Here is a 19720-nt window from a genome sequence, read left to right as displayed (position 1 = left end):
GAGGATCTCATCTCTTTCCTCTGTGCCTCTCTGTGGTTCCTCTCTTCTCCTCACGTCGCCAGATCTTCTCCTCACGCCATCAGAGACGTCCGCAGCTCACTCCGCGGCAGGAGCCATCGCGAGCGCCGCGAGCTCGCGCGCTGACTCGCCGGCGAGCTCGCCGGGGCCCGCGCAGGCCGCCGGGAGATCCGCCGCCCCATCGCAGCCGCGTTCGGCGATGTCGCTGATGCGCTGGCAGATCAGGTTCATCATCTGCCAGCCCTCGGTCAGCGCGCCCCGGAGCGGGGCGACGTCCAGGCCGGGGAAGCTCTTCAGGAGGTCGTACCCGAGCTTGAAGTGCTCGGCGTCCACCTCGGCGTGCGTGGCGAAGTAGTCCGAGTCGGGGAAGATCTGCTGGGCCGCGCTGAGGAGGATATCGGCGCAGCGCTCGATGACGAAGTGGATGAGGACGGTCCGCTCCTCGGTGGACGCCGAGCCCATCCGCTCGATGAACCAGGACGACGCCGCGGCGATGCCGCGGTCCCAGGACGGCGAGCGCGACGGGCCGTGCATCCGGGCGAGCCTCCGGTTGTGCCCGACCTCGTCGGCCAGGTGACGCTCGGCGATCTTGATCGCGGCCGGGTGCGACTCGAACACGACCCTGGCACACAGGACCTTCTGGAACGCGTTCGACCAGATCTGGAGCGCGCCGAGCATCCGTCGCTTCACGTCGTCCGCGAGGGCGCGCTCGGATCGGATGAGCTGCATCAGGGGGCTGACGGCGAACTCTCGCGCGTGGGCCTCGTTCTCCTCGATGAGGCGATCCAGCGGAGTCGCCGCCCCCTCCGAGGGGCCATCGCCCGCGCCGCCCGGGGCGAGCGTCGCGCACAGGCACGGCGTGTCCCAGCGGGCGCCCTCTCCCTCGAAGTGGATCGATAGCGCGGAGAGCCCGTCAGGCGCCCCGCCCACGAGCCCGCGCAGCCCGCCGGGAGGGACCAGCACGACGTCTCCCGCCTGGACCCTCCGGGCCGAGGCCCCGATGACCTCGCCGGAGCCGTCGGTGACGACGATCATGCCTTTGCCGGGGAGCTGACGAGGCCTGAGCGGCTGACCCGAGGCGAGCCGCACCCATCTCAGGGACAGGCGACATGCCTCCGGCAAGAATGCCGAGAGCTCCGCGTGATTCCGGATATCCTTGAACAGCCCCAGCAGGGTGCGCTCATCCGCTTTGAGGGACTCGTTCGCGGGGATGCTGGCTGTGTTGACTACGCGCATCTGCACCGTCCTCCGGTCGACTTCGTGGTGCGGTGACTCTGCACGGCTTGATCGCCTGTGTCCAGATCGCACGCGGGCATGAAGCGAATCCAAAAGACCCAGAGAAGGAAGAGAGTCTGTAATCCATTTCAATCATGCTCCCTCCTCCCCGCTCGAGCGCTCGCGCGCAGGGCTCTGCCGGGCACGCTCGATGTCGCGTTCATGCAGCGCGTCACCGGGCTCTTCCTGGCGAGCGCCTCGCGCGCGGGCGCGTGAGGGCGGCGGTGAGGTCCGGAGGGCTGGCGCCCGGGGCTGCGCAGCCGCGGGATCGGCGAGGCGATGATGCGATGGGCCATCGACGAGGCGCGGCGACGGGGGTGCTTCCGCGTGCAGCTCACCTCGAACAAGGTGCGGCGGCGCGCGCACCGCTTCTACGAGCGTCTCGGCTTCGTGGCGAGCCACGAGGGGATGAAGCTGAAGCTACGGTGACCTCGTCGCCCAGGCGGCTGGCGCTTCGGCGGCGTGCCGTCCGCAGGGCGCGCGAGCGCAAGGCGGAGGCCGTGAAATCGCGGCACGGGAGGACGGCACCGCGTTTGCTCCTACCGCCTGTGACGGAGAGATCGGCGCACGGCTCGACGCTGTGCGCGGAGCGCAACGCAGGCCAGCGCATCGCGGCAATCGCCATGTCGGCGGCGCTGGCCGGCGCCACCGCCCGTCGCTCTCGATGACCCCCAGCGCCTCTGTGGGCTCTCCGCGAATGCCGAGCTCACCCCAGGAGGAGGAGTCCATGCTCAAGCTCCCGTGTTTCCGGTGGATCTCGCTGGCGTGCGGGGCCATCGCGGCCTGCAGCTCCGGAGACGGAGATCGCCGCGGCGATGCGCCGAGCCCGCCGAGAGGCTCGACGTTCTCCCCGGTCGAGAGGCCGCCGAGGCTCGCGCTGCGGCTCGACCGCGTCGTGTACGATGCGGGCGACACGCTGTCGGTGACGCTCGATCCGGGGGGCGTCGACCTCGGCCCCGGGCCGCTGACGGTCGCCCTCGCCGCTCCGGAGACGGGCGACGTGGAGTTCATCGAGCTCGTCGCCTCGCGCGCCGGCTTCGCCTCGACGGTCCCCCTCCGCGTCCAGGCAAACGGGAGCCGCGCGCTCGACGACGGCGTGCTCAGCGCGCAGCCCGGAAAGCTGTTCTATGCGCAGTACTTCATCGACAAGACGCGGGCGCCGCTCGATGCGCTCGAGGAGGACGTGGTCTTCGACTTCGCCCTGCTCGCGGACCCCGCGGCGCAAGCGCCGACCGTCGACGCCGGTGTCGCGATGGGCGACGACGAGGGCCGCGCTGGCGCGAAGCCGAACGGCACCCTGCTCCCCAGGGGAGGGCTGCCCGTGCAGATCGCGACGCGGGAGCTCATCGTCTACCCTGCCGACGGCGACGAGCTCGAGGCGTTCCTGAGGGACACCGGCGGGAGCGTCAAGGCGACGCTCGAGAGCGAGGACGCGGGGGGCCGCGACGCGGTGCTCGTCGAGGTCGACCCGGGCGGCGAGCGGGCCTCCGACGTGACCGCGCTGCGGGCGCTGCTCGGGGAAGACGGTCCGCTGCACGCCAGCAACGCCGGCGCGCTGCAGATCGCCTCGCTCGCGATGAAGCTGCAGCTCGACGGCTACCTCGTCGCGGTGAACCCGCGCCTGCAGCTGCAGGGAGCGCCCGCCATCTCGGCGACGGAGGAGCGCCACCTCACGCACTCGATGAAGATGGCCCCGGCGCGAGGCGGACAGGTCCCCTGCGTGCCGGGGGACGCGAGCCGACCTTGCGTGGAGAACGTCCCGTCGGTGTGGGCGTTCAACGCGCTGTGGGAGAAGGACGAGGCGCGGATCAACGTCGCCGTCCTCGATATGGGGTTTGCGCCGACCGACGATGTCCGCTGGCCGGAGCGCGGCGACCTCGTCGCGTGCGACATGACCGAGGGCCTGTTCGGCGGCCATCGCTGCGGGCCCGGTGCCGCGTGGGGGCCTCCGACCGTCGGCAACAGCTTCTTCGGCGCCAGGTCGTGGCACGGGACCGGCGTGGTCGCGACGATCGGAGCGAAGGTGAACAACGGCATCGGCTCGGCGGGCGTGGCGGGCCAGGTCGCCGTCCCGATGCTCTACAAGTACGACACGGCCGCGTATGCGTTCCAGATGGGGCGCGGCGTTCAGCTCGCCGTGTCCCAGGGCGCCTCGGTCGTGAACATCAGCGGCGGGTATCCGTGCCGGATCCTCACGAACATCGGCCCCGACGTCGACATCTGCTCGCCGGAGGGCCGCCTCGGTATCTGCAGCGTCGTCACGGCGGGAGCGCACGCCGCCGCCGTGATCACGTGCGCGGCAGCCGGCGCGATCCCGATCCTCGGCCCGATCGCGTGCGCCGTCGTCGCGGGATCGGCCGCCGCCGCCACCGGGGCCTGCGTCGCGGCGCTCTCGTTCGGCGACCTGAAGGGCCCGATCAGCACCGGCGTCCGCAGCGCGGCCCGCGCCGGCGTCCCGGTCGTGACGATCGCCGGCAACACGCTGTCCCGCGGGTCGCTCCCCGCGGTGGTGCGCGACCTCGTCGACCTGAGCGACCCGAGGACGGAGCGCTGGGGCATCGTCCCGGCCATGATCCCGGAGACGATCGTGGCCGGCGCCGTCGGCGAGGGGCTCGAGAACATGGAGTTCTACGGAGACCGCGTCGACATCTGGGCCCCCGTCCCCACGGCGTACCTCGCGCCCCAGAGCGTCGATGACATCGACTCTCCGCGGGTGCCTCAAAGGCCGCTCGGCGGCACGAGCGCCGCCGCCCCGTTCATCACCGGCGTCATCGCCAACATGCAGGCGGCGAACCCCCGCCTGAACCCGCGCTCCGAGGGCATGAGCGCGGCGGAGCGCTCCGGGATCGTCGCGCGCATCAAGGAGATCTTGCTGTCCCCGGACAACACGTTCAGCAACGCCGAGCTCACGGCGCTCGGCTACGCCGATCAGCCCGAGCGGCGCCGCAAGCTGGTGAACCCGCTCGCGGCGGTCATGGCCGCGGCCGACGTGCCGGACGTGGTTGCCATGGGCTTCTCCGATACGTCGCTGAACTACAGCGAGATCCTCGCGCGGAACGACACCGCCGAGACGGCGACGCCGCTGCCCTTCGGGCGATCGATCAGCGGGACCCTCCTGACCTTGCCGGCCGCTCAACCGATGACCATGGCCCCCGACGTCGACTTCTACCGGCTGCAGCTGCCGGCCTCGCCGGCCAGGCCGCAGGAGGTCACGGTGACGCTCGAGATGCCCGACGCGACCCTCTACGGGCACGTGACGATCGGCCGGGGTCGCCTGGTGCCCGTCAGCGCGTCGTCCACGCGGCGCACGTACCGCGTCGTCGCCGAGGCGAGAGAGCGCATCGTGTTCTCCGTGGGAGCGCCGACGGGCGAAGACAACGTCTACAAGGTCACCGCCTCCGCGCCGGTCCCGGCGCGGCCGCTCGGGCTCATCACCCGTCCGGCGAGCGCCGTGGAGGTCTGCGCGAACGAGGAGATGACCTTGATGGCCGAGGTCCTGTTCCCGGGGTTCGACTCGGTTCTCGTGCCGGATGCCCGGATCCGGTGGCTCGCGAACGGCGCGAGCCATGGAACGGGCAGGTCCCTCACGACGTCGTTCGCGGCGGGAAGCTTTCACGTGGAGCTCCTCGCTTACGATGACCCGGCGCCGCTCAACAGCGTGCTCATCTCCGCGAGGACCTGCACGGACGACGCTCCCGTCGCGAGCATCGTGAGGCCCGCAGGAGATCTGGAGCTCGATTCGTGGGACGGCTATGACAGGGAGCGATCCAGGTGGTTCAAGGACGTGACGCTGGTCGGCTCGACGACGGACACCGAGGACGGCCCCCTGGGCGGCGAGGGCCTGGTCTGGACCACGGACCGGATCACCGAGCAGCCGGCGGAGCTCGGGGTTGGCAACAGCGTGATCGCGCGGCTCTACTCGGGTGAGTGCTTCGGCGATACGCACAGGATCACGCTCCAGGCGATCGACTCCGGAGGAAACCGATCCGCGCCGGTCACGCGCACCGTGAGGATCTGGCAGCTGTGCTGATGGACGATGCCGGGGAGCTGCTCCCGGCAGCTCCCTGGCGCCCCCCGGCGCGGATCAGGTGCCGAGCGCGGAGGGGACGCGGCGGGCGCGACCGACGCGGAGGCGCTGCTTGAGCCACTCGCGCGCCGGCGCCTCGATGAGGTCGTAGGCGAGGAACGAGGCGACGATCAGGAAGGCGAGGAACGCGAGGTAGGCGGGCGCGCTCGCGTTGCGCTCGGCCCGCACCTCCGGAGAGAGCACCGCCTTGGCGAAGAGGTGCCAGAGCGGCGTCTGCAGGATGTAGACGGCGTAGCTCGCCTCGCCGAGCCGGATCATGGCCCGCGTGGAGAGGACGCGGCCGAGGGCGCCGCCGCCCTCGGCGAGGCCGAGGATGAGCAGGCCGAAGAGCGGAAACATGCCGTTTTGCAGCACGTAGCGCACGTCGGGGAAGTGTCCGGCGAAGCTGAAGATCGCGAGGAGCGCGGCGGACGAGCCCGCCGTGAGCCACGCGCCCGTGGCCCCGCCGAGCGTCGCGCTCCTGGCCCGCCGCGCCAGGAAATACTTGCCGAGGCAGATGCCGAAGACGAACTCCGGGAGCCGCAGGAGCGGGTTGAAGCCGACGATGCGCTCGCCGAGATCCTGGAGGGTGAGCGCGCCGCCGAGGAGGCGGACCGTCGTCGCCTCGAGCGGCACGAAGCGCCCGGTGATGAAGAGCGCCAGAGGCGCCGCGATCGCGACGACGAAGAGGGCCCCGCCGATGCCGGCGAGCTGTCGCCACGTCGTGCAGCGCAGGCGACCGACGATCCAGGGAAAGGTGAGATAGAAGAAGGCCTCGGCCGAGAGGGACCAGCCTGGCCCGTTCCACGCCGAGAGCGTGAAGGGCGTCCACGCTTGCAGCATGAGCAGCGCGGGCACGCCCGTCAGCGCCGCGCGGACCAGGCCGACGCGCGGGCCGTAGAGCTCGACGAGCTGCGCGCAGTAGATCGGCGCCATCAGCAGCAGCGCGAACGCGAAGAGCGGGTAGATGCGCGAGAACCGTGCGACCACGAAGCCGCGGCGATCGCCGCGGAGGCCGCCGTCCTCGTCAGCGTAGTTGTACGCGAGCACGAAGCCGGAGAGGACGAAGAAGAGGCCCACGCCGATGAAGCCCATGCGCGCGACGCTCTCGACCACGACGGAGCCGGAGGAGGCGGCCGCCGACACGCCGAAGTGGAACGTGACCACGTGCAGCGCCGCGAGGAACCGGAGCCCGGTGAGCGCGTCGAGCTGCGGGCGCCCTCGCGGGGCCGCTGTGGTTGCCGGCGCCGCCTGCTTGATCATGGCGGGATTCTCGACGGCGAGGCTCCGGCTGGCAAGCCCGGCCTCGGGAGGACCGCGCTCGCGATGGCCGTCGCTCATGCGTCGCACAAAAAGGGAGCGCCGACCCGGCCCGCGGCGGCGCTCAGCCGACCGGGCCCGCGGCGGCGTCAGCGTCCTGACCCGGCGCCGCGCCTGGCGCAGCCGTCGCTCCCGGAGGCTCGCACGGCACGGCGAACGCGGCGAGGGTGAACACGGCCATGATCGCCCCGAACACGAGGAGGCCCATGAACAGGGCGATCCCGACGTGCATCGCCACGGTGGCGACGACCCATGCCCGCCGCGTGCGGCGCGGCCAGATCAGGAATGCATAGCCGATCTCCACGAGCAGCACCGTCCACCCCGTGACCGCCGCGAGCCAGGGATGGCTGGCCAGCCAGGAGAGGTCGAGCTGGCGGTACTCCGGCAGCATGACCGATCGCCAGATCGCCTCTCCGTTCCACCACTGCTCACCTGCCGCCTTTCCCAGCCCGCCGGTGAGGTAGGCGATGCAGAGGTGCAGCTGCACCACGCGCAGCCCGAGCCGGGCCCCTGGCGTGGGCGCCCCCTCGACGCGCCCGTGCCGTCGATCCAGGGAAAAGGCGGCCGCCGAGGGCATCCAGACGAGATAGAAGAGAAAGATGTTGGCAAAGCTGTCTGCGCCGTAGACGGTGGAGTTCGCCGTCATCATCAGCATCAGGTGGGTGAGCCACGCGACCACCGCGGCTGTCCTGGTCCACCACCCGACGAGGAGCGCTGCGAGGGCGAGCACGTAGATCACGCCTGTGCCCAGGATGACGGTGTCTTCTCCGATCCCGAGCGGGGCGAGGAGCGCCACGGCCCAGCCGATGCTGGGCAGATCGGTCCTTGCGAACATATCGCGCAGAGGCTCCTGAAGGATCCCGGACCGACCGAAGAGCTCGAAGAGCGCGGGCGCGACGAGCGCCGCCTGGAGCAGGAGCACGGCCGCGAGCCCGACGCGGAGGGCCGCGAGGGGCGCCGCCGAGGCGGGAGCGAACGCGAAGCGCTCGATCGAGCGGAGGACGCGCGCGAGGCCACGGCCTATCGCCGACGCGTGGAGGCCGATCGCCTGGCCGTTCACAGCACACCTCCGTTCGCATCCCGGGGGGTTCGCGGCCTGGACCGGGTCATGAACTTCGCCTCGTAGTGCAGGTTCCAGCGGGGCGCCTTCCCCTCCCGGTACTCCCGCATCGACGGCAGGTCGCAGGTCTCCAGCCGGACGGCGACGCTCTGGGCGCCGGGGTGCCTCGCGAGCACCTTGCCTGCCCAGGACGCGGCGATCGAGCGCTGGATTGCCGGGTCCTCATTTCTCAAAAAAGGCGTGATGATATTCAGGATTCGAATTTCCGTCTCGCGGTTGGCTCCGGACTCGAGTGCATCGGTGGTGGTCGCACCGGTGGCATTCGAGACGTGGAAATTGGCCCTGGGCAGCGGGGTGACGCTGGGAGCAAAGAAGGCATATCCGCTCTCGGCCCCGGAGAGCGCGCCGTAATAGGCGATCACCCGGGAGAGCCAGCCGTCGCCCTGCGGGTGGATCTGGAGGGCCCCCATCGTGACGAGTCCGAGATGGCCCACGGCGGCGACCAGGGCTGCGGCGCGGCCGTGGCGGTTCGGTTTCCCTCCCATGCAGCTTCCTCCGTTCGTGCCCGTGGACGAGCTCCTGCGAGCCTGAGAGACAAAACGAGCGGGGAAGCAGGCTTGAGACCAGCTTCCCTGCCCGTGGCGCCGGCGCCTGGACGCCGGTGCCCTCAGCGCTCCGCCCTGCTCACCGCGGGCTCCCGCATCCAGGGTGCGAGGCGCCGCATCGGACCGCCGCCAGCGACGTCAGCGGCGCCAACCACCGTGCCAGCCGCCGTGCCAACCACCGTGCCAGCCGCCGTGCCAGCCACCATGCCAGCCGCCGTGCCAACCACCGTGCCACCCGCCGTGCCAGCCACCATGCCACCCGCCGTGCCAGCCACCATGCCACCCGCCGTGCCAGCCACCATGCCACCCACCGTGCCAGTGCCACTGGCGCGAGGCACGATCGTTGGATGTATCCGCGGCGACGGGAGCTCGTGTTTCCTCGACGAGGACGAGCTCCTCCATGGGCGTCGTGGTTTCGGCCGAGGCGAGCGGCGCGATCGCGATGCACGCGAGCGGCGCGGCAACGATGCCGACGATATTGATTCGCTTCATGTCAAATCCCCCGTGTGATGGCTGCTCACCATGAGCGCCGGACATGTCCATACGTCATCGACATTGATGCAAGCCGCACGCCCCGCCTGTGCCCTGCGGACGGTCGTTCCTGCTGCTGCCTGGGCGACAAATCCGACAAGGGGCCCATTCGGGTCGGATGTCCCGATGATGGGATAGGCGATGTGTGACGGGACAGGGGAGAGAGCGGAGGGTCGGATCGGTGCAGCCGCACATTCCAGCAAAGCGGATCGGTTCACGTTGGCCCGACGCCGGCGCGCGCCGTTGCCGCTGCTGGGACCAACGTTGGCCCGACGCCGGGCGCGCGCCGTTGCCAGAGGAAAGGGCCTCGCTTGCACGGTGGCGTTATCGAGCACGTGCGTGAAGACGTAGCGGTAGACCGGCTCGGAGTGAGACGAGGCCGCCGCGCGCGCCGCGCGCCGCGCATTGCAGATGAACCTCACGTCGCTCGTGAGCGCGATGAAGGCCTCGCGCGGCGTGCCGTACTCCTCGACGGCCCGACGCGAGGCCAACGTTGCCGCTCTCGGATGCCAACGTCGGTCCGACACACAGCACGACGGCCATCGCCGATGGAGCGCCGCGCCTTCGGCTGGTCGGGCCCCCCGAAGGCGAGCCCGGCGCCTCTGCGCGGTCCTCCGCTCAAGGCCAGCGGCGGTCGCGCTTCAGGTGCTCGCGCAGGGCGCCGAGCGCGGCTTCGTCCATCGCGTCGAGCGCTGCATCGCGCTCCGGGGAGAGCGCGATGCCGAGCAGCTCGCACACGTCCCGCACCGCGGCGCGCAGGCCTGCGCGCAGACCTGCGCGCAACCCCGCGGCTCGCCCCTGCTTCCGTCCCTCGTCCAGCACCGCATCGAGGCCGTCGTACCCCTTGCGCTGGAGCAGGTTGCGCAGCGTCGCCTCGTGTGCGGCGCTCCGGTCATAGAGCGCCTCGACCGCAACCGCGTTCCGGAGGACCCCGGGCGCCTCGAGCGTCTCGCCGGCATACGCCACGCGCGCCGGCTGCCGCTGCGGCGGCCGGGCGCGCGCAACCCCTCGCGCCACGAGTGGCGGCGGGTGCGCCGCCTGCGCCTGGGCCGGCGCCGGCCGCCCGGGCGCCGCCTCGTGGACCTCGACCCGCCGCGTCCCTTGCAGCCGCACCACCCAGACCCAGCGGGTCCCCGCCGCCAGAAGCTCCTCGATCTTGCGCTGCAGCTCGGCCTCGTCCTGCCCCGTGTCCGCGTACTCGACCGCGAGCGGCGGCGCCTCGGTCGCCCACCCGGGCTCGTCGGGGATGTTCCCCACCGCGATGTCCGGCGCCCGCAGCATCTCCGGCCTTGGCGAGACCCCCACGTCCACTCCGGCCGCCTCGACCGCCGGATCCGTGTCCAGCACCTCGCCGCCTACCAGGTTGCTCCGACCGCCGCGCCGGCCAGTCGGCAGGCACTCGACGAGGCGTCCCTCCGACAGCTCGTACGGATCCCCCGGGCGCAGCTGGTCGGCGGTCACGGGAGAACGGGGCGGCGCGCTCATGGGATATTTCATACCCCTTCAGTTCCGGGGAGGCGCCGGCGCCCATCTCGATTTCTCGATCCGGCGGTAGCGCCCCCAGCGCGGCGCAACGTCGACGAGCCCTGGAGCTACTGCGGAAGCTTCGTGGCTGCCAGGGCGCGCAGGGTCTTCGCCAGGGCGGCGAGCGGGATCCCGGAGAGCGAGACCTTGTCGCGGGCGACCTGGACCTTCACCTCGGGGGCGCCGGCGTCGCGGAGCGCGCGGCGGAGGGCGGCGGTGGCGGGCGGCTCGCCGGCCCCGCGCGCCTCGCCGGCCCCGCGCTGCTTGCCGCGCAGCGCGCGCGTGGCCGCGCGGATCTCCTCGACGGAGGCCTCGTCGAGCGAGACGCGGGCGGGCTGCCCGTCGCGCGGGACCGAGATGCGCAGCCTGGCGAAGTCGACGGGCACGCGGCGCCTGGCCTCGCCGCCGGAGGCGGCCTCGATGTAGCCGAGCGCGGCGTCGAGCTTGCTTACACCGTACCTGGCCTCTTCGTTGGGAGATGCGTGCTTGGCCACGCGGATGAGGCGTTTCGCGGTGCGCTCGGTCTCGCCGACATGCTCCTTGTAGAACTGCTTCGCGGAGGAGAAGCCCCCGGCGAGGTAAAGCGGAGGCTCGTGCTCCACGATGAGGCCGATGGTCTCCCAGAGGTCGTCGAACGCGCCGGCGCCCTCGCGCTTCGAGGCCTTGATCTGGGCGAGGGCCTCTTCCCAGCGGCGCTTGAGGTCGCGATCGATGCGCACCTCGACCTCGACAGGGCGGCTCAGGGCGCCCGTGCGCGAGGGCCTCGGCTTCGTGGGAGGCGCCTTCGCGGGCTCGGCGCGGGGGGATGATGTCGGGGACTTGGCGGCTGGTTTCGGTCGTGCGGCGCTCTTTGCCTTGGCCATGCGGCGCATGGTGCTGCGGGAGCGAGCGGCGGGGCAAGAGCGCGGAGGAGGTGGCGGGCGGAGGAGGCGCGGTCTGGAGCGGGCCAACGTTGGCCCGGGGTGGGGCGCGGCGTTGCCGTTCTCGGGGCCAACGTTGGCCCGGGGTGGGGCGCGGCGTTGCCGTTCTCGGGGCCAACGTTGATTCACGAGCCTCTCGACCGGCGCGACGGCAGCTCCGGGAGGGCATGCCGCGGGCAGCTGCGCACTGACGCGCAATCACCTGTCGCGCGGGATGCGTATCCCCGCACCAGCACACTCGTTACGTTCTACATCTCTCCGTCGTGCGCAAATCGACACACTATTTTTCATGCACCTTGAGCAGGATCATCATGATTTCTCCTGGCCTCGGACGCGGCTACGGACTACAGGCATTTTGCGTCATGGACGAGCCCGAAGCACCTCCGTTCGAGAGCGTCACCGCCTGGCACCCCATGCTGGTCGCCCTGCTCGAGTTCTACTTGCCCAGCGGCTGGCGGCTGTCTCCCGAGCTCCTGCTGAACCGCATGCCCCTCCGGGTGGACATCGTTGTCCTGCGTCTGGTCGACCAACCTGCCGGGAACGCGCGCAAGCTCCACAGCATCTTCGGTCACCTGCGGCATCACACGCTCATCGAGCACAAAGGGCCCACCGACGACCTGGAGCCCGAGGACGTGCTGACGCTGCTCGCCTACGGCGCCCTGTACATGCGGCACAACAAGCTGCTCGACCCGGACGAGCTGTGCCTCATGGTCATCGCCGACCGCATCCCCGCGGGTTTCGCCAGGCAGGTCGAGCGCCACCGCGGAACCTTCGCGCCGGTGGGAGGGGGTCTCTGGCGGGGCGAGCTCAACGGCTTGCTGCTCCACGGCGTGGAGACACGCGAGGCCTGCCGGCAAAGCCCCACGGAGCATCTGCTTTACACATTTTCCCGGGCGTACCTGAAGGGAGCGGGGCAGATTCTGCCGCTGGATCCGGAGGAAGCCCAGGTGTACAATGCCCTGTACCAGCAGGTCGAACAGTTCCGGAGGCAGCGGGGCACCATGGCCATGAAGGACTACGAGCTGGCTCGTCAGAGCTACGAAGAGGTGCTGGAGCAGATGGTCGCGCAGCTGCCGCCAGAGAAGCTGCTCGCGAAGCTGACGCCCGAGCAGCGCATCGAGGGGCTCACGCCCGAGGAGATCCTGCGCGCGATTCCGCCCGAAGTGCGGGAGTTGATCGCGAAGAAGCTGCGCCGCGGCGAGCCGCAGGAGTAGGTGCCTGCACCGCTCACGAGGAGCGACGCTGCTTCCAGAGAGCATGCGCACGACCCGGACATGCGCGCGGCCTGCGGCGCGTGCTACGGAACACGCCGGCTCCCAAGTCGGCCGATCGGCGCGGCTCAGGTGTCTTCCGCCGGTGCCGCTCCGTTCGCGGGCGGCGCACCGGCAGGCGGGAGCGCGATGAGGGGCTCGCCGTCGGGGAGGCGGAGGGGGCTCGGCAGGTAGGGATCGAGCTCGCCGGGCTCGAAGCGGCAGAGGCCGATCACGTGCCAGAAGGAGCCGGCGATGTCGCCGCCGAACCGGTAGCGACCGTCGGGGGTGAAGGCAGCCCAGCCCTCGGGACAGGGCAGGAGATGGCGAGGCGCCGGCCGGTGGCGACGTGCCAGAGGCGGAGGGTGCCGTCGGCGGAGGCAGAGGCGAGGAGCGTGCCGTCTGGGCTGAAGGCGACGCTCTGCACAAGGGCCTTGTGCCCCTCGAGAGCGCGGAGGGGTCGACCGCTTGGGACATCCCACAACCTCACGCGCGTGGCATCCGATCCCGAGGCCAGCAGTCGGCCATCGGGGCTGAATGCAGTGCTCGCCACGCCATGGCTAGGGCCCGCGAAGACGCGGAGAACTCGCCCGCTTCCAACCTCCCACAATCTCACGGTCTTGTCATGAGATCCAGAGACCAGCGTTCGCCCATCGGGACTGAACGCAACAGTCAGTCGCCGAGCACCAGCACGAAGCGCCGGCGGGGCGCGTCGAGCAGCTCCCACAGCGAGGCTCACCGCGGCCGGCTGCTCGACGTAGAGCCTGGTCGAGCGCGCCGCGAGGTCGAAGGTGCGCAGGTCGTGGGCCCGCGTCAAGGCGACGCAGCGCAGGAGCTCCGCGGCGCAGGCCAACGTTGGCCCGGCCCCGGGCGCGGCGTTGCCGCTCTCGGGGCCAACCTTGGCCCGGCTCCGGGCGCGGCGTTGCCGCTCTCGGGGCCAACCTTGGCCCGGTGGCAGCTTACCGCTCCCGGGCTGCCGGTTGCGGCACGCGACGCGCCCGGCGCTGCTGCGGCGCCGTTGTTCCGGGCGCTACTCCTGCCAGAGGACGCCGAGCTCGATCTCCACCGCGTCGAACGGCGCCACGCGCACGGTGACGTCGCCCTCCCACACGCCCGCGCGCGCGAACCGCCCGCCGTCGATGCGATAGGCCTCGAGGCGCCGGAGCCGCGGCTCGATGAGCCAGTAGTGCGTCACGAGCTCGCGCGCGTAGATCTCCATCTTGTCGCCGCGATCGAGCGCCTCGGTGGACGGCGAGATCACCTCGCACACCCAGTCGGGCGCGAGGAAGATGGCCGCGTTCCGCATCGGGATCTGCGGCATCCGGTCGCGGCGCCACGCGGCGATGTCGGGGTTCACGATGTCCGGATCGGTGCCGAGGTGCAGCTCGGGCTCGACCAGCAACGCCCACCGGCCAGGCCCCTTGATGCCCCGGCGAAAGGGAAGGTAGAGCTCGCCTGCCAGGACCGACGTGACGTTGCGGCAGGACAGCGACGGTCGCGGCGTCGCGTGGAGCACGCCGTTCAGGATCTCCGCCACCTGGTTCGGCGGGGTGTCGAGGACGTCCTGGTACGTGGCGCGACGACCGGAGTCGGACATGGTCGGAACTTAGCACGCACGCCGCGCGGAGCGGCTCACGTCGCGAAGATCTGCCGCATGTCCCTGAACGACTTGAACTCGAGCGCGTGGCCGCTGGGATCGACGACGAAGAGCGTCGCCTGCTCCCCCGGCTCGTCGACGAAGCGGATGTGCGGCTCGATCAGGAACTGCACCCCGAGCCCGCGCAGCCGCTCGACCAGCGCGTGCCAGGCGTGCCACTCGAGAATGGCGCCGAAGTGGCGCACCGGCACGTCCTTGCCGTCGACCGGGTTCGTGGGGATGGCGGCGCCGGGCTCATCGACGAGGTGGGCCGAGATCTGGTGGCCGAAGAAGTCGAAATCGATCCACCGCGCGGCCTCGCGCCCGACGCGGCAGCCCAGCAGGTCGACGTAGAAGCGGCGGGTCGCCTCGAGGTCCGCGACCGGAAAGGCGAGGTGGAACGGCGGTGCCTGGGTCATCGAGGTCCTCCCTGGCGACACCCGCCATCGTAGGGCAGCCGGCAGGCGCGGGACAGGCCCCGGCTGCGCTGCCGCCCCCTGTGCCGCCCGCCGCCTCCGCCGCCGGCCGCCTGGGCCGCCTGCGCCCCCCCGCCGCCGGCCGCCCCCCCCGCCGCCGCCGGCCGCCCCCCTGCCCCGCTCGCCGCCGGCGCGCCCGGGCCTCGGCCGGGAGGCCGCCCGGGGCGGGTCGAAATTCCCCGAGCAGCCCCCCCGATTGTCGCGGCTTCGTTGTAGATTCCGCCGCCATGAGCGAAGCCGCACCTTCTCCCAGTCAACGCCCCCGCCCGCTCGTCCTCTGCATCCTCGACGGATTCGGCGAGCGCGAAGAGCAGGACCAGAACGCGATCGCCCTCGCGAAGATGCCGCACCTCGACGCGATCAAGCGCGACGCGCAGAAGACGCTGATCGGGACGAGCGGCCCCGACGTCGGCCTGCCGGTGGGGCAGATGGGCAACAGCGAGGTCGGCCACCTGAACTTCGGCGCGGGGAGGATCGCGCTGATGGACATCTCGCGCATCGACGTCGCGATCGCCGAGGACAAGCTCGGCTCGAACGAGATCATCGACCGGACGTTCCGCATCGCGCAGGACCGCAAGTGCCGGCTGCACCTGTTCGGCCTCGTCTCGGACGGCGGCGTGCACTCGTCGCTCGATCACTTCTTCGCGCTGTTCAAGCTCGCGAAGTTCCACGAGGTGCCCGTCGTCCTGCACGCCTTCCTCGACGGGCGCGACACGCCGCCGAAGAGCGCGTGGGGCTACGTCGAGAAGATCCAGGAGGCGCTCGAGGGCGTCGGCGTCATCGGCACCGTGTCGGGCCGGTACTACGCCATGGACCGCGACAAGCGCTGGGACCGCGTGATGAAGGCCTACACGGCGATCGTGCGCGGCGAGGCGCCGCGGGCCGACTCCGCGTTCGACGCGATCCAGCAGTCGTACGCGCTCGGGAAGACGGACGAGTTCGTCGAGCCCGTCCGCATCGGCGACTATAGCGGCATCAAGGGCGACTTCATGGCCGACTTCGCGTCGAAGGAGCCTCGCTGGGAGTGGTGGGGAGAGGAGGTCGGCTTCTCCGTCAACTTCAGGCCCGACCGCATGCGCGAGCTCTCGGCGATGCTCACGCGGCGGAACCTGCCGCCCGAGGTCGAGGAGCTCCTCACCGACCGCGGCAAGGCGGTCTACGCCTTCCAGGAGCACTGCTACAGCTGCATGACCGAGTACGACGCGACGCTGAACCTGCCGGTCGCGTTCCGCAAGGACGAGGTGACCGAGTCGTTCCCCGAGGTGATCTCCCGCGCCGGGCTCACGCAGCTGCGGTGCGCGGAGACCGAGAAGTACGCGCACGTCACGTACTTCTTCAACGGCGGGCGCGAGGCGACGTTCCCGGGCGAGGACAGGAAGCTCGTGCCCTCGCCGCGCGACGTCGCCACCTACGACCAGAAGCCCGAGATGAGCGCGGCGGGCGTCGCGAGCGAGGTCGTGGCCGCGATCAAGAGCGGGAAGTACGACTTCATCCTGGTGAACTTCGCGAACCCGGACATGGTCGGGCACACGGGCATCCTCGAGGCCGCCATCCACGCCGTCGAGGCGGTCGACAAGGGGCTCGGGGACATCGCGGACGCCGTGCGCGAGGCCGGCGGCGCGCTGATGATCACCGCGGACCACGGCAACTGCGAGCTGATGAAGGACGAGCACGGCAACCCCCACACCGCCCACACGCTGAACCCGGTGCCGTTCTATTACCTGAACAAGAGCGATCCCGGCGTCGTGCTCCGGTCGGGCGGTCGGATCTGCGACGTGGCGCCGACGATGCTCGAGATCCTCGGCCTCCCGCAGCCCGCGGCGATGACCGGGCGCACGCTCCGCGTTCGACAGCGGTAAGTGGTCACGGCGGAGAGGCAGCTCGGCCCGTACATCCTGCGCGAGGCCGTCTCGGCGCGGGCGCTCACGGTGACGTACCGGGCCGAGCACGTGGAGCTCGGCCGGGCGGCGCTCATCAAGACGCTGAAGCCCACGGTGTCGGCCGCGAGCGCGTTCGCGGCCGGCCTCGAGCGCGAGGCGAAGATCCTCGCGCGCATCCGGCACCCGAACATCATCGACATCCACGACTTCCAGCGCGACGAGGACCGGATCTGGCTCGTGCTCGAGCCGCTCTCGGGGCCGACGCTCGCCGCGCTGTGCGCGCGCGCCGGCCGCCTCGACGAGGGCGCCGCGGCGGCCATCGCGCTGGAGATCGCGCGCGGCCTCGGGCACGCGCACGAGCGGGGCGTCGTGCACCGCGAGCTGCGCCCCGAGCGCGTCATCATCACGCCGTCGGGCGGCGTGAAGATCCTGGAGTTCGCCGCGGCCTACGACGGCCGGCTGCCGTCGCTGCCCGAGCCGTTCGAGGGCAGCGACACGTTCGCGCGGCCCGACTACATGGCGCCGGAGCAGATCCTCGGGGCGGAGACCGGGCCGCAGGCCGACGTGTTCACGCTCGGCGTGGTGCTGTTCGAGATGCTCACCGGCGTGCGCCCGTTCGACGAGCCGAAGGCCGAGCCGGCGGACGCGAATCAGGCGTCGGGCGCGTCGCGCGCGTCGCAGGCGCCGCGCGAGCGCGAGGACGACCGGTGGGCCGAGGGCCGGGCCGTCGCGCACCGCATCCGCAGCGCGCCGCCGCAGCCGCTGCGGGGGCTCGTGCCCGACGTGTCGCGCGGCCTGGAGCGGGTGGTGCTCCGGTGCCTCGAGAAGGAGCCGGAGCAGCGCTACGAGAACGGCCGCGCCGTCGCGGACGCGCTGGCCGAGGAGCTCGCCGAGCGCGGTCACCCGCAGCCGCGCGCGCCCATCGCGAGGGCGCTCGCGGCGGCGAAGCTCGGCGGGGACGAGCTGCCGCCCGCGCTCGCGCCGTCCGCCCGCCCGGCCGCCGAGCGGCGCCACGCGCCGTCGCTCGTGCCCGACGTGGGCCGGCTTTGCGGCATCTTCGCGCTTGTCGTCGCGGGCGGCGCGCTCATCGAGCTCGGCCTCCGCGAGCACGCCGCGGTCGGTCCGCCCAGCGCCGAGGCCAGGCAGCCCGGCGCGAGCTCGGAGGAACGCGGCTACCTGAAGGTGCTCGCCAGGCCGTGGGCGGAGGTCGTCATCGACGGCGAGCTCGTCGACGTGACGCCGATGGCGCGGCCGATCCCGCTCCCGGCGGGGCGGCACTACGTCACGTTCCGGCACCCGAACGCGCCCGAGGAGAAGCGCACGATCAGCGTCTCCGCCCGGCAGACGGTCACGCTCGACGTGAGCATGCGGATCGACCGCCGCGAGCTCGACGCGGGCGCGCCGCCGGTGGAGGACAGGGACGCCTCGCCCTGACGACGAGGCCGACCGCGCCTACGCGGCGCCGCCGCCCTGCCCCGCGCCGCCCTCGCTGACGACCCGGCGGCGGAGCGCTTCGAGCGCGATCAGCGGCCGCTCCCGCTTCTCGTGCAGGTCGCCGAGGCACGCGCCGCTGCCGCGCTCGAACGCGCGGCAGCAGTCGGGCCGCATCTCGTAGATCGAGCACAGGAACCGCCCGAGCTCCGCGTCGAGCCTGAGCGCGGCGCAGTGGCCGTCCTCGACGCGCATGAAGCAGCGGTTGCCGATGAAGTGCGTGAGCCCCCGCGCGCGATCGTCCATGCGGTCGTGGTCGCAGCCGAACACCCGGATGTACTCGGGCAGGGTCGAGAAGCAGCAGGTGCCGCACGCGGTGCACTCGGGGACGACCACGTCGCCGCGGCCGCCCGCGCCCGCCGCCCTCTTGCGCGTCAGAGCCGGACCTCCACGTGCGTCCCGCGCTTCAGCTCCTCGATCCACTTCACCTTGGCCTTCTGCAGGACCTCCGCCTGCAGCCGCTGGAGGATCTCCGGGCGGGCGGCCTCGAGCGTCGTGAAGCGCGACGGCTGGCGGCTCAGGAGCTTCATGATCACGAACGCGTCGCCCGCGCGCATCGGCCCGGTCACGCCGCCCGGCTCGATCGCCATCAGCGCGGTCTCGAGCTCCGGGGCCATCACCTCGCGCTGGCCGGTCGCCGCCGCCTGCGTCCCCTGCGGCGCGCGGACCCCGAGGTCGCCGCCCTCCTCGCGGGTCGCGCTGTCGTCCGAGAACTGCCGCGCGAGCGCCGCGAAGTCCTCGCCCCGCCGCGCGCGCTCCGCGAGCGCCGTCGCGAGCGCGCGGCGCTCCTCGAGCGCCTCGGCGCTCGAGCCGGGCAGGACGCGCAGGACGATCCACGCCGGGTGGTACTCGCGCCGCCGGCGCTCCTCGCGCACGAGCCGATCGTAGGCGGACTGCACGTCCTGCTCGGTGAGGCGGACCCGGCCCTTCACCCGGAGCTGCAGCATCTTCCCCTCGAGGATCTGCCGGCGGATCTCGTCGCGGTACTCCTGCTCGGTGAGCCCGGAGCTCGCCCGCGCCATCCGGAACAGCTCCGCGACCGTCGTCTCCTCCGCGGCGGCGATGTTCCGGAAGGCGTTCTCGATCTCCTCGGAGGTCACGCGGATATTGGCCTTCTCGGCGGCCTGGCTCTCGAGCTCCTCGTCCACCATCTTCTGGATGAGCTCGCGAAAGACCTGCGACTCGGCCGCCGCCTGCTGCGCGCCCGGCTGGACCCGGGCCTGGATCTGCAGGAGGAAGGGGCGAGCCCGCTGCCGCAGATCCGAGAGCAGGATCGCGCGATCGCCGATGACCGCGACGATCCGCTCGCTCACGACCGCATGGGCGAGCGGCGAGGCGAGGGCGGCGGCGGCGATGAGCCCGGCGAGGGCGAGGCGAAGCGGTGCGCGCATCGAGCGCCTCTACCACTGGACCCCAGCCGGTTCCACGCGTTTCCTGGTCAGCGCGGCCCGGAATGACGCGACGCGGCTCGCCGCCCCGTGCGCAGCGCCGCCGCTGGCCGCCTTGTCGTGCCGGACGACCCCGTCGTCCCGTTCATCGAGGTGTACGCGGGCGAGGAGGCGTTCCAGCCGCTCGGCAGCTGGCTCCCGGACGGGACCGTGGAGGCCTATCGGAAGTGCCCAGTGCTCTGACATGGTTCCGTTGAACCCGTCGGACCCGAAGATTCGG

The 19720-nt window shown here is 71.7% G+C and carries 18 protein-coding genes and 1 pseudogene; 6 read left to right on the top strand and 13 right to left on the bottom strand.

The genetic code is table 11. The annotated features are described in order from the left end of the window. Positions 1 to 96: 96 nt before the first annotated feature. Positions 97 to 1053, bottom strand: a complete 957-nt coding sequence (locus WME75_RS06290) for a hypothetical protein (protein WP_437487198.1) — start codon at positions 1051 to 1053, stop codon at positions 97 to 99. 486 nt (positions 1054 to 1539) lie between these two features. Here WME75_RS06290 and WME75_RS06285 point away from each other — a divergent pair. Further along, positions 1540 to 1722, top strand: a pseudogene (locus WME75_RS06285) (GNAT family N-acetyltransferase); the annotation flags it as partial. A 298-nt stretch (positions 1723 to 2020) separates the two neighbouring features. Continuing rightward, positions 2021 to 5323 (top strand): S8 family serine peptidase, encoded by a 3303-nt coding sequence (locus tag WME75_RS06280; protein ID WP_437487197.1) that lies wholly within the window; start codon positions 2021 to 2023, stop codon positions 5321 to 5323. A gap of 54 nt (positions 5324 to 5377) precedes the next feature. Here WME75_RS06280 and WME75_RS06275 read toward each other — a convergent pair whose 3' ends face one another. The 6 genes from WME75_RS06275 to WME75_RS06250 form a co-directional block, all read right to left on the bottom strand. Next, complete coding sequence (locus WME75_RS06275; RefSeq protein ID WP_437487196.1) at positions 5378 to 6622, bottom strand: acyltransferase family protein; 1245 nt, start codon at positions 6620 to 6622, stop codon at positions 5378 to 5380. A gap of 121 nt (positions 6623 to 6743) precedes the next feature. Further along, entirely contained in the window at positions 6744 to 7739 is a 996-nt protein-coding gene (locus WME75_RS06270) for an HTTM domain-containing protein (RefSeq protein WP_437487195.1), read from the bottom strand. After that, positions 7736 to 8284 (bottom strand): hypothetical protein, encoded by a 549-nt coding sequence (locus WME75_RS06265; RefSeq protein ID WP_437487194.1) that lies wholly within the window; start codon positions 8282 to 8284, stop codon positions 7736 to 7738. Before WME75_RS06265 ends, WME75_RS06270 begins: the two co-directional genes overlap by 4 nt. Positions 8285 to 8482: 198 nt before the next feature. After that, complete coding sequence (locus tag WME75_RS06260) at positions 8483 to 8836, bottom strand: hypothetical protein (RefSeq protein WP_437487193.1); 354 nt, start codon at positions 8834 to 8836, stop codon at positions 8483 to 8485. Between the two features lie 657 nt (positions 8837 to 9493). Then, positions 9494 to 10360 carry a Uma2 family endonuclease gene (locus WME75_RS06255; RefSeq protein WP_437487192.1) on the bottom strand — a complete coding sequence of 289 codons (867 nt, stop codon included), beginning with the start codon at positions 10358 to 10360 and terminating at the stop codon, positions 9494 to 9496. A 107-nt stretch (positions 10361 to 10467) separates the two neighbouring features. Further along, positions 10468 to 11118, bottom strand: a complete 651-nt coding sequence (locus WME75_RS06250) for a hypothetical protein (RefSeq protein ID WP_437487191.1) — start codon at positions 11116 to 11118, stop codon at positions 10468 to 10470. 512 nt (positions 11119 to 11630) lie between these two features. Here WME75_RS06250 and WME75_RS06245 point away from each other — a divergent pair. Continuing rightward, entirely contained in the window at positions 11631 to 12533 is a 903-nt protein-coding gene (locus WME75_RS06245; RefSeq protein ID WP_437487190.1) for a hypothetical protein, read from the top strand. A gap of 125 nt (positions 12534 to 12658) precedes the next feature. Here the strand turns inward: WME75_RS06245 and WME75_RS06240 are convergent, their stop codons facing one another. The 4 genes from WME75_RS06240 to WME75_RS06225 form a co-directional block, all read right to left on the bottom strand. Further along, positions 12659 to 12805 carry a hypothetical protein gene (locus WME75_RS06240; protein ID WP_437487189.1) on the bottom strand — a complete coding sequence of 49 codons (147 nt, stop codon included), beginning with the start codon at positions 12803 to 12805 and terminating at the stop codon, positions 12659 to 12661. After that, on the bottom strand, positions 12802 to 13296 hold the full coding sequence (locus WME75_RS06235) for a WD40 repeat domain-containing protein (RefSeq protein WP_437494757.1): 495 nt from the start codon (positions 13294 to 13296) through the stop codon (positions 12802 to 12804). Before WME75_RS06235 ends, WME75_RS06240 begins: the two co-directional genes overlap by 4 nt. A gap of 303 nt (positions 13297 to 13599) precedes the next feature. After that, positions 13600 to 14166 (bottom strand): Uma2 family endonuclease, encoded by a 567-nt coding sequence (locus WME75_RS06230; protein ID WP_437487188.1) that lies wholly within the window; start codon positions 14164 to 14166, stop codon positions 13600 to 13602. A 35-nt stretch (positions 14167 to 14201) separates the two neighbouring features. Beyond that, the gene (locus tag WME75_RS06225; RefSeq protein WP_437487187.1) at positions 14202 to 14624 is read right to left on the bottom strand and encodes a VOC family protein; all 423 of its coding nucleotides are present in this window, start codon (positions 14622 to 14624) and stop codon (positions 14202 to 14204) included. A 284-nt stretch (positions 14625 to 14908) separates the two neighbouring features. Between WME75_RS06225 and gpmI the strand changes: the two genes are divergently transcribed. After that, the gene (gpmI, locus tag WME75_RS06220; RefSeq protein ID WP_437487186.1) at positions 14909 to 16540 is read left to right on the top strand and encodes a 2,3-bisphosphoglycerate-independent phosphoglycerate mutase; all 1632 of its coding nucleotides are present in this window, start codon (positions 14909 to 14911) and stop codon (positions 16538 to 16540) included. Next, positions 16541 to 17995, top strand: coding sequence for a serine/threonine protein kinase (locus WME75_RS06215; protein WP_437487185.1), 1455 nt, complete (start codon positions 16541 to 16543; stop codon positions 17993 to 17995). Positions 17996 to 18013: 18 nt separating this feature from the next. Here WME75_RS06215 and WME75_RS06210 read toward each other — a convergent pair whose 3' ends face one another. Together WME75_RS06210 and WME75_RS06205 are read right to left on the bottom strand one after the other, a co-directional pair. Next, entirely contained in the window at positions 18014 to 18388 is a 375-nt protein-coding gene (locus WME75_RS06210; RefSeq protein WP_437487184.1) for a YkgJ family cysteine cluster protein, read from the bottom strand. A gap of 38 nt (positions 18389 to 18426) precedes the next feature. Continuing rightward, positions 18427 to 19443: a peptidylprolyl isomerase gene (locus tag WME75_RS06205; protein WP_437487183.1), complete on the bottom strand. Its 1017-nt coding sequence runs from the start codon at positions 19441 to 19443 to the stop codon at positions 18427 to 18429. A gap of 87 nt (positions 19444 to 19530) precedes the next feature. On the opposite strand from WME75_RS06205, the gene WME75_RS06200 reads away from it, so the two are divergent. Further along, positions 19531 to 19683, top strand: coding sequence for a hypothetical protein (locus tag WME75_RS06200; RefSeq protein ID WP_437487182.1), 153 nt, complete (start codon positions 19531 to 19533; stop codon positions 19681 to 19683). The last annotated feature ends 37 nt before the right edge of the window (positions 19684 to 19720 follow it).

Origin of the sequence: Sorangium sp. So ce1014 (assembly GCF_051521505.1) — a bacterium.
Classification (GTDB): Bacteria; Myxococcota_A; Polyangia; order Polyangiales; family Polyangiaceae; genus Sorangium.
The sequence above is the reverse complement of the archived record's forward strand: the minus strand, read 5'-3'. Positions and strand labels throughout refer to the sequence as shown.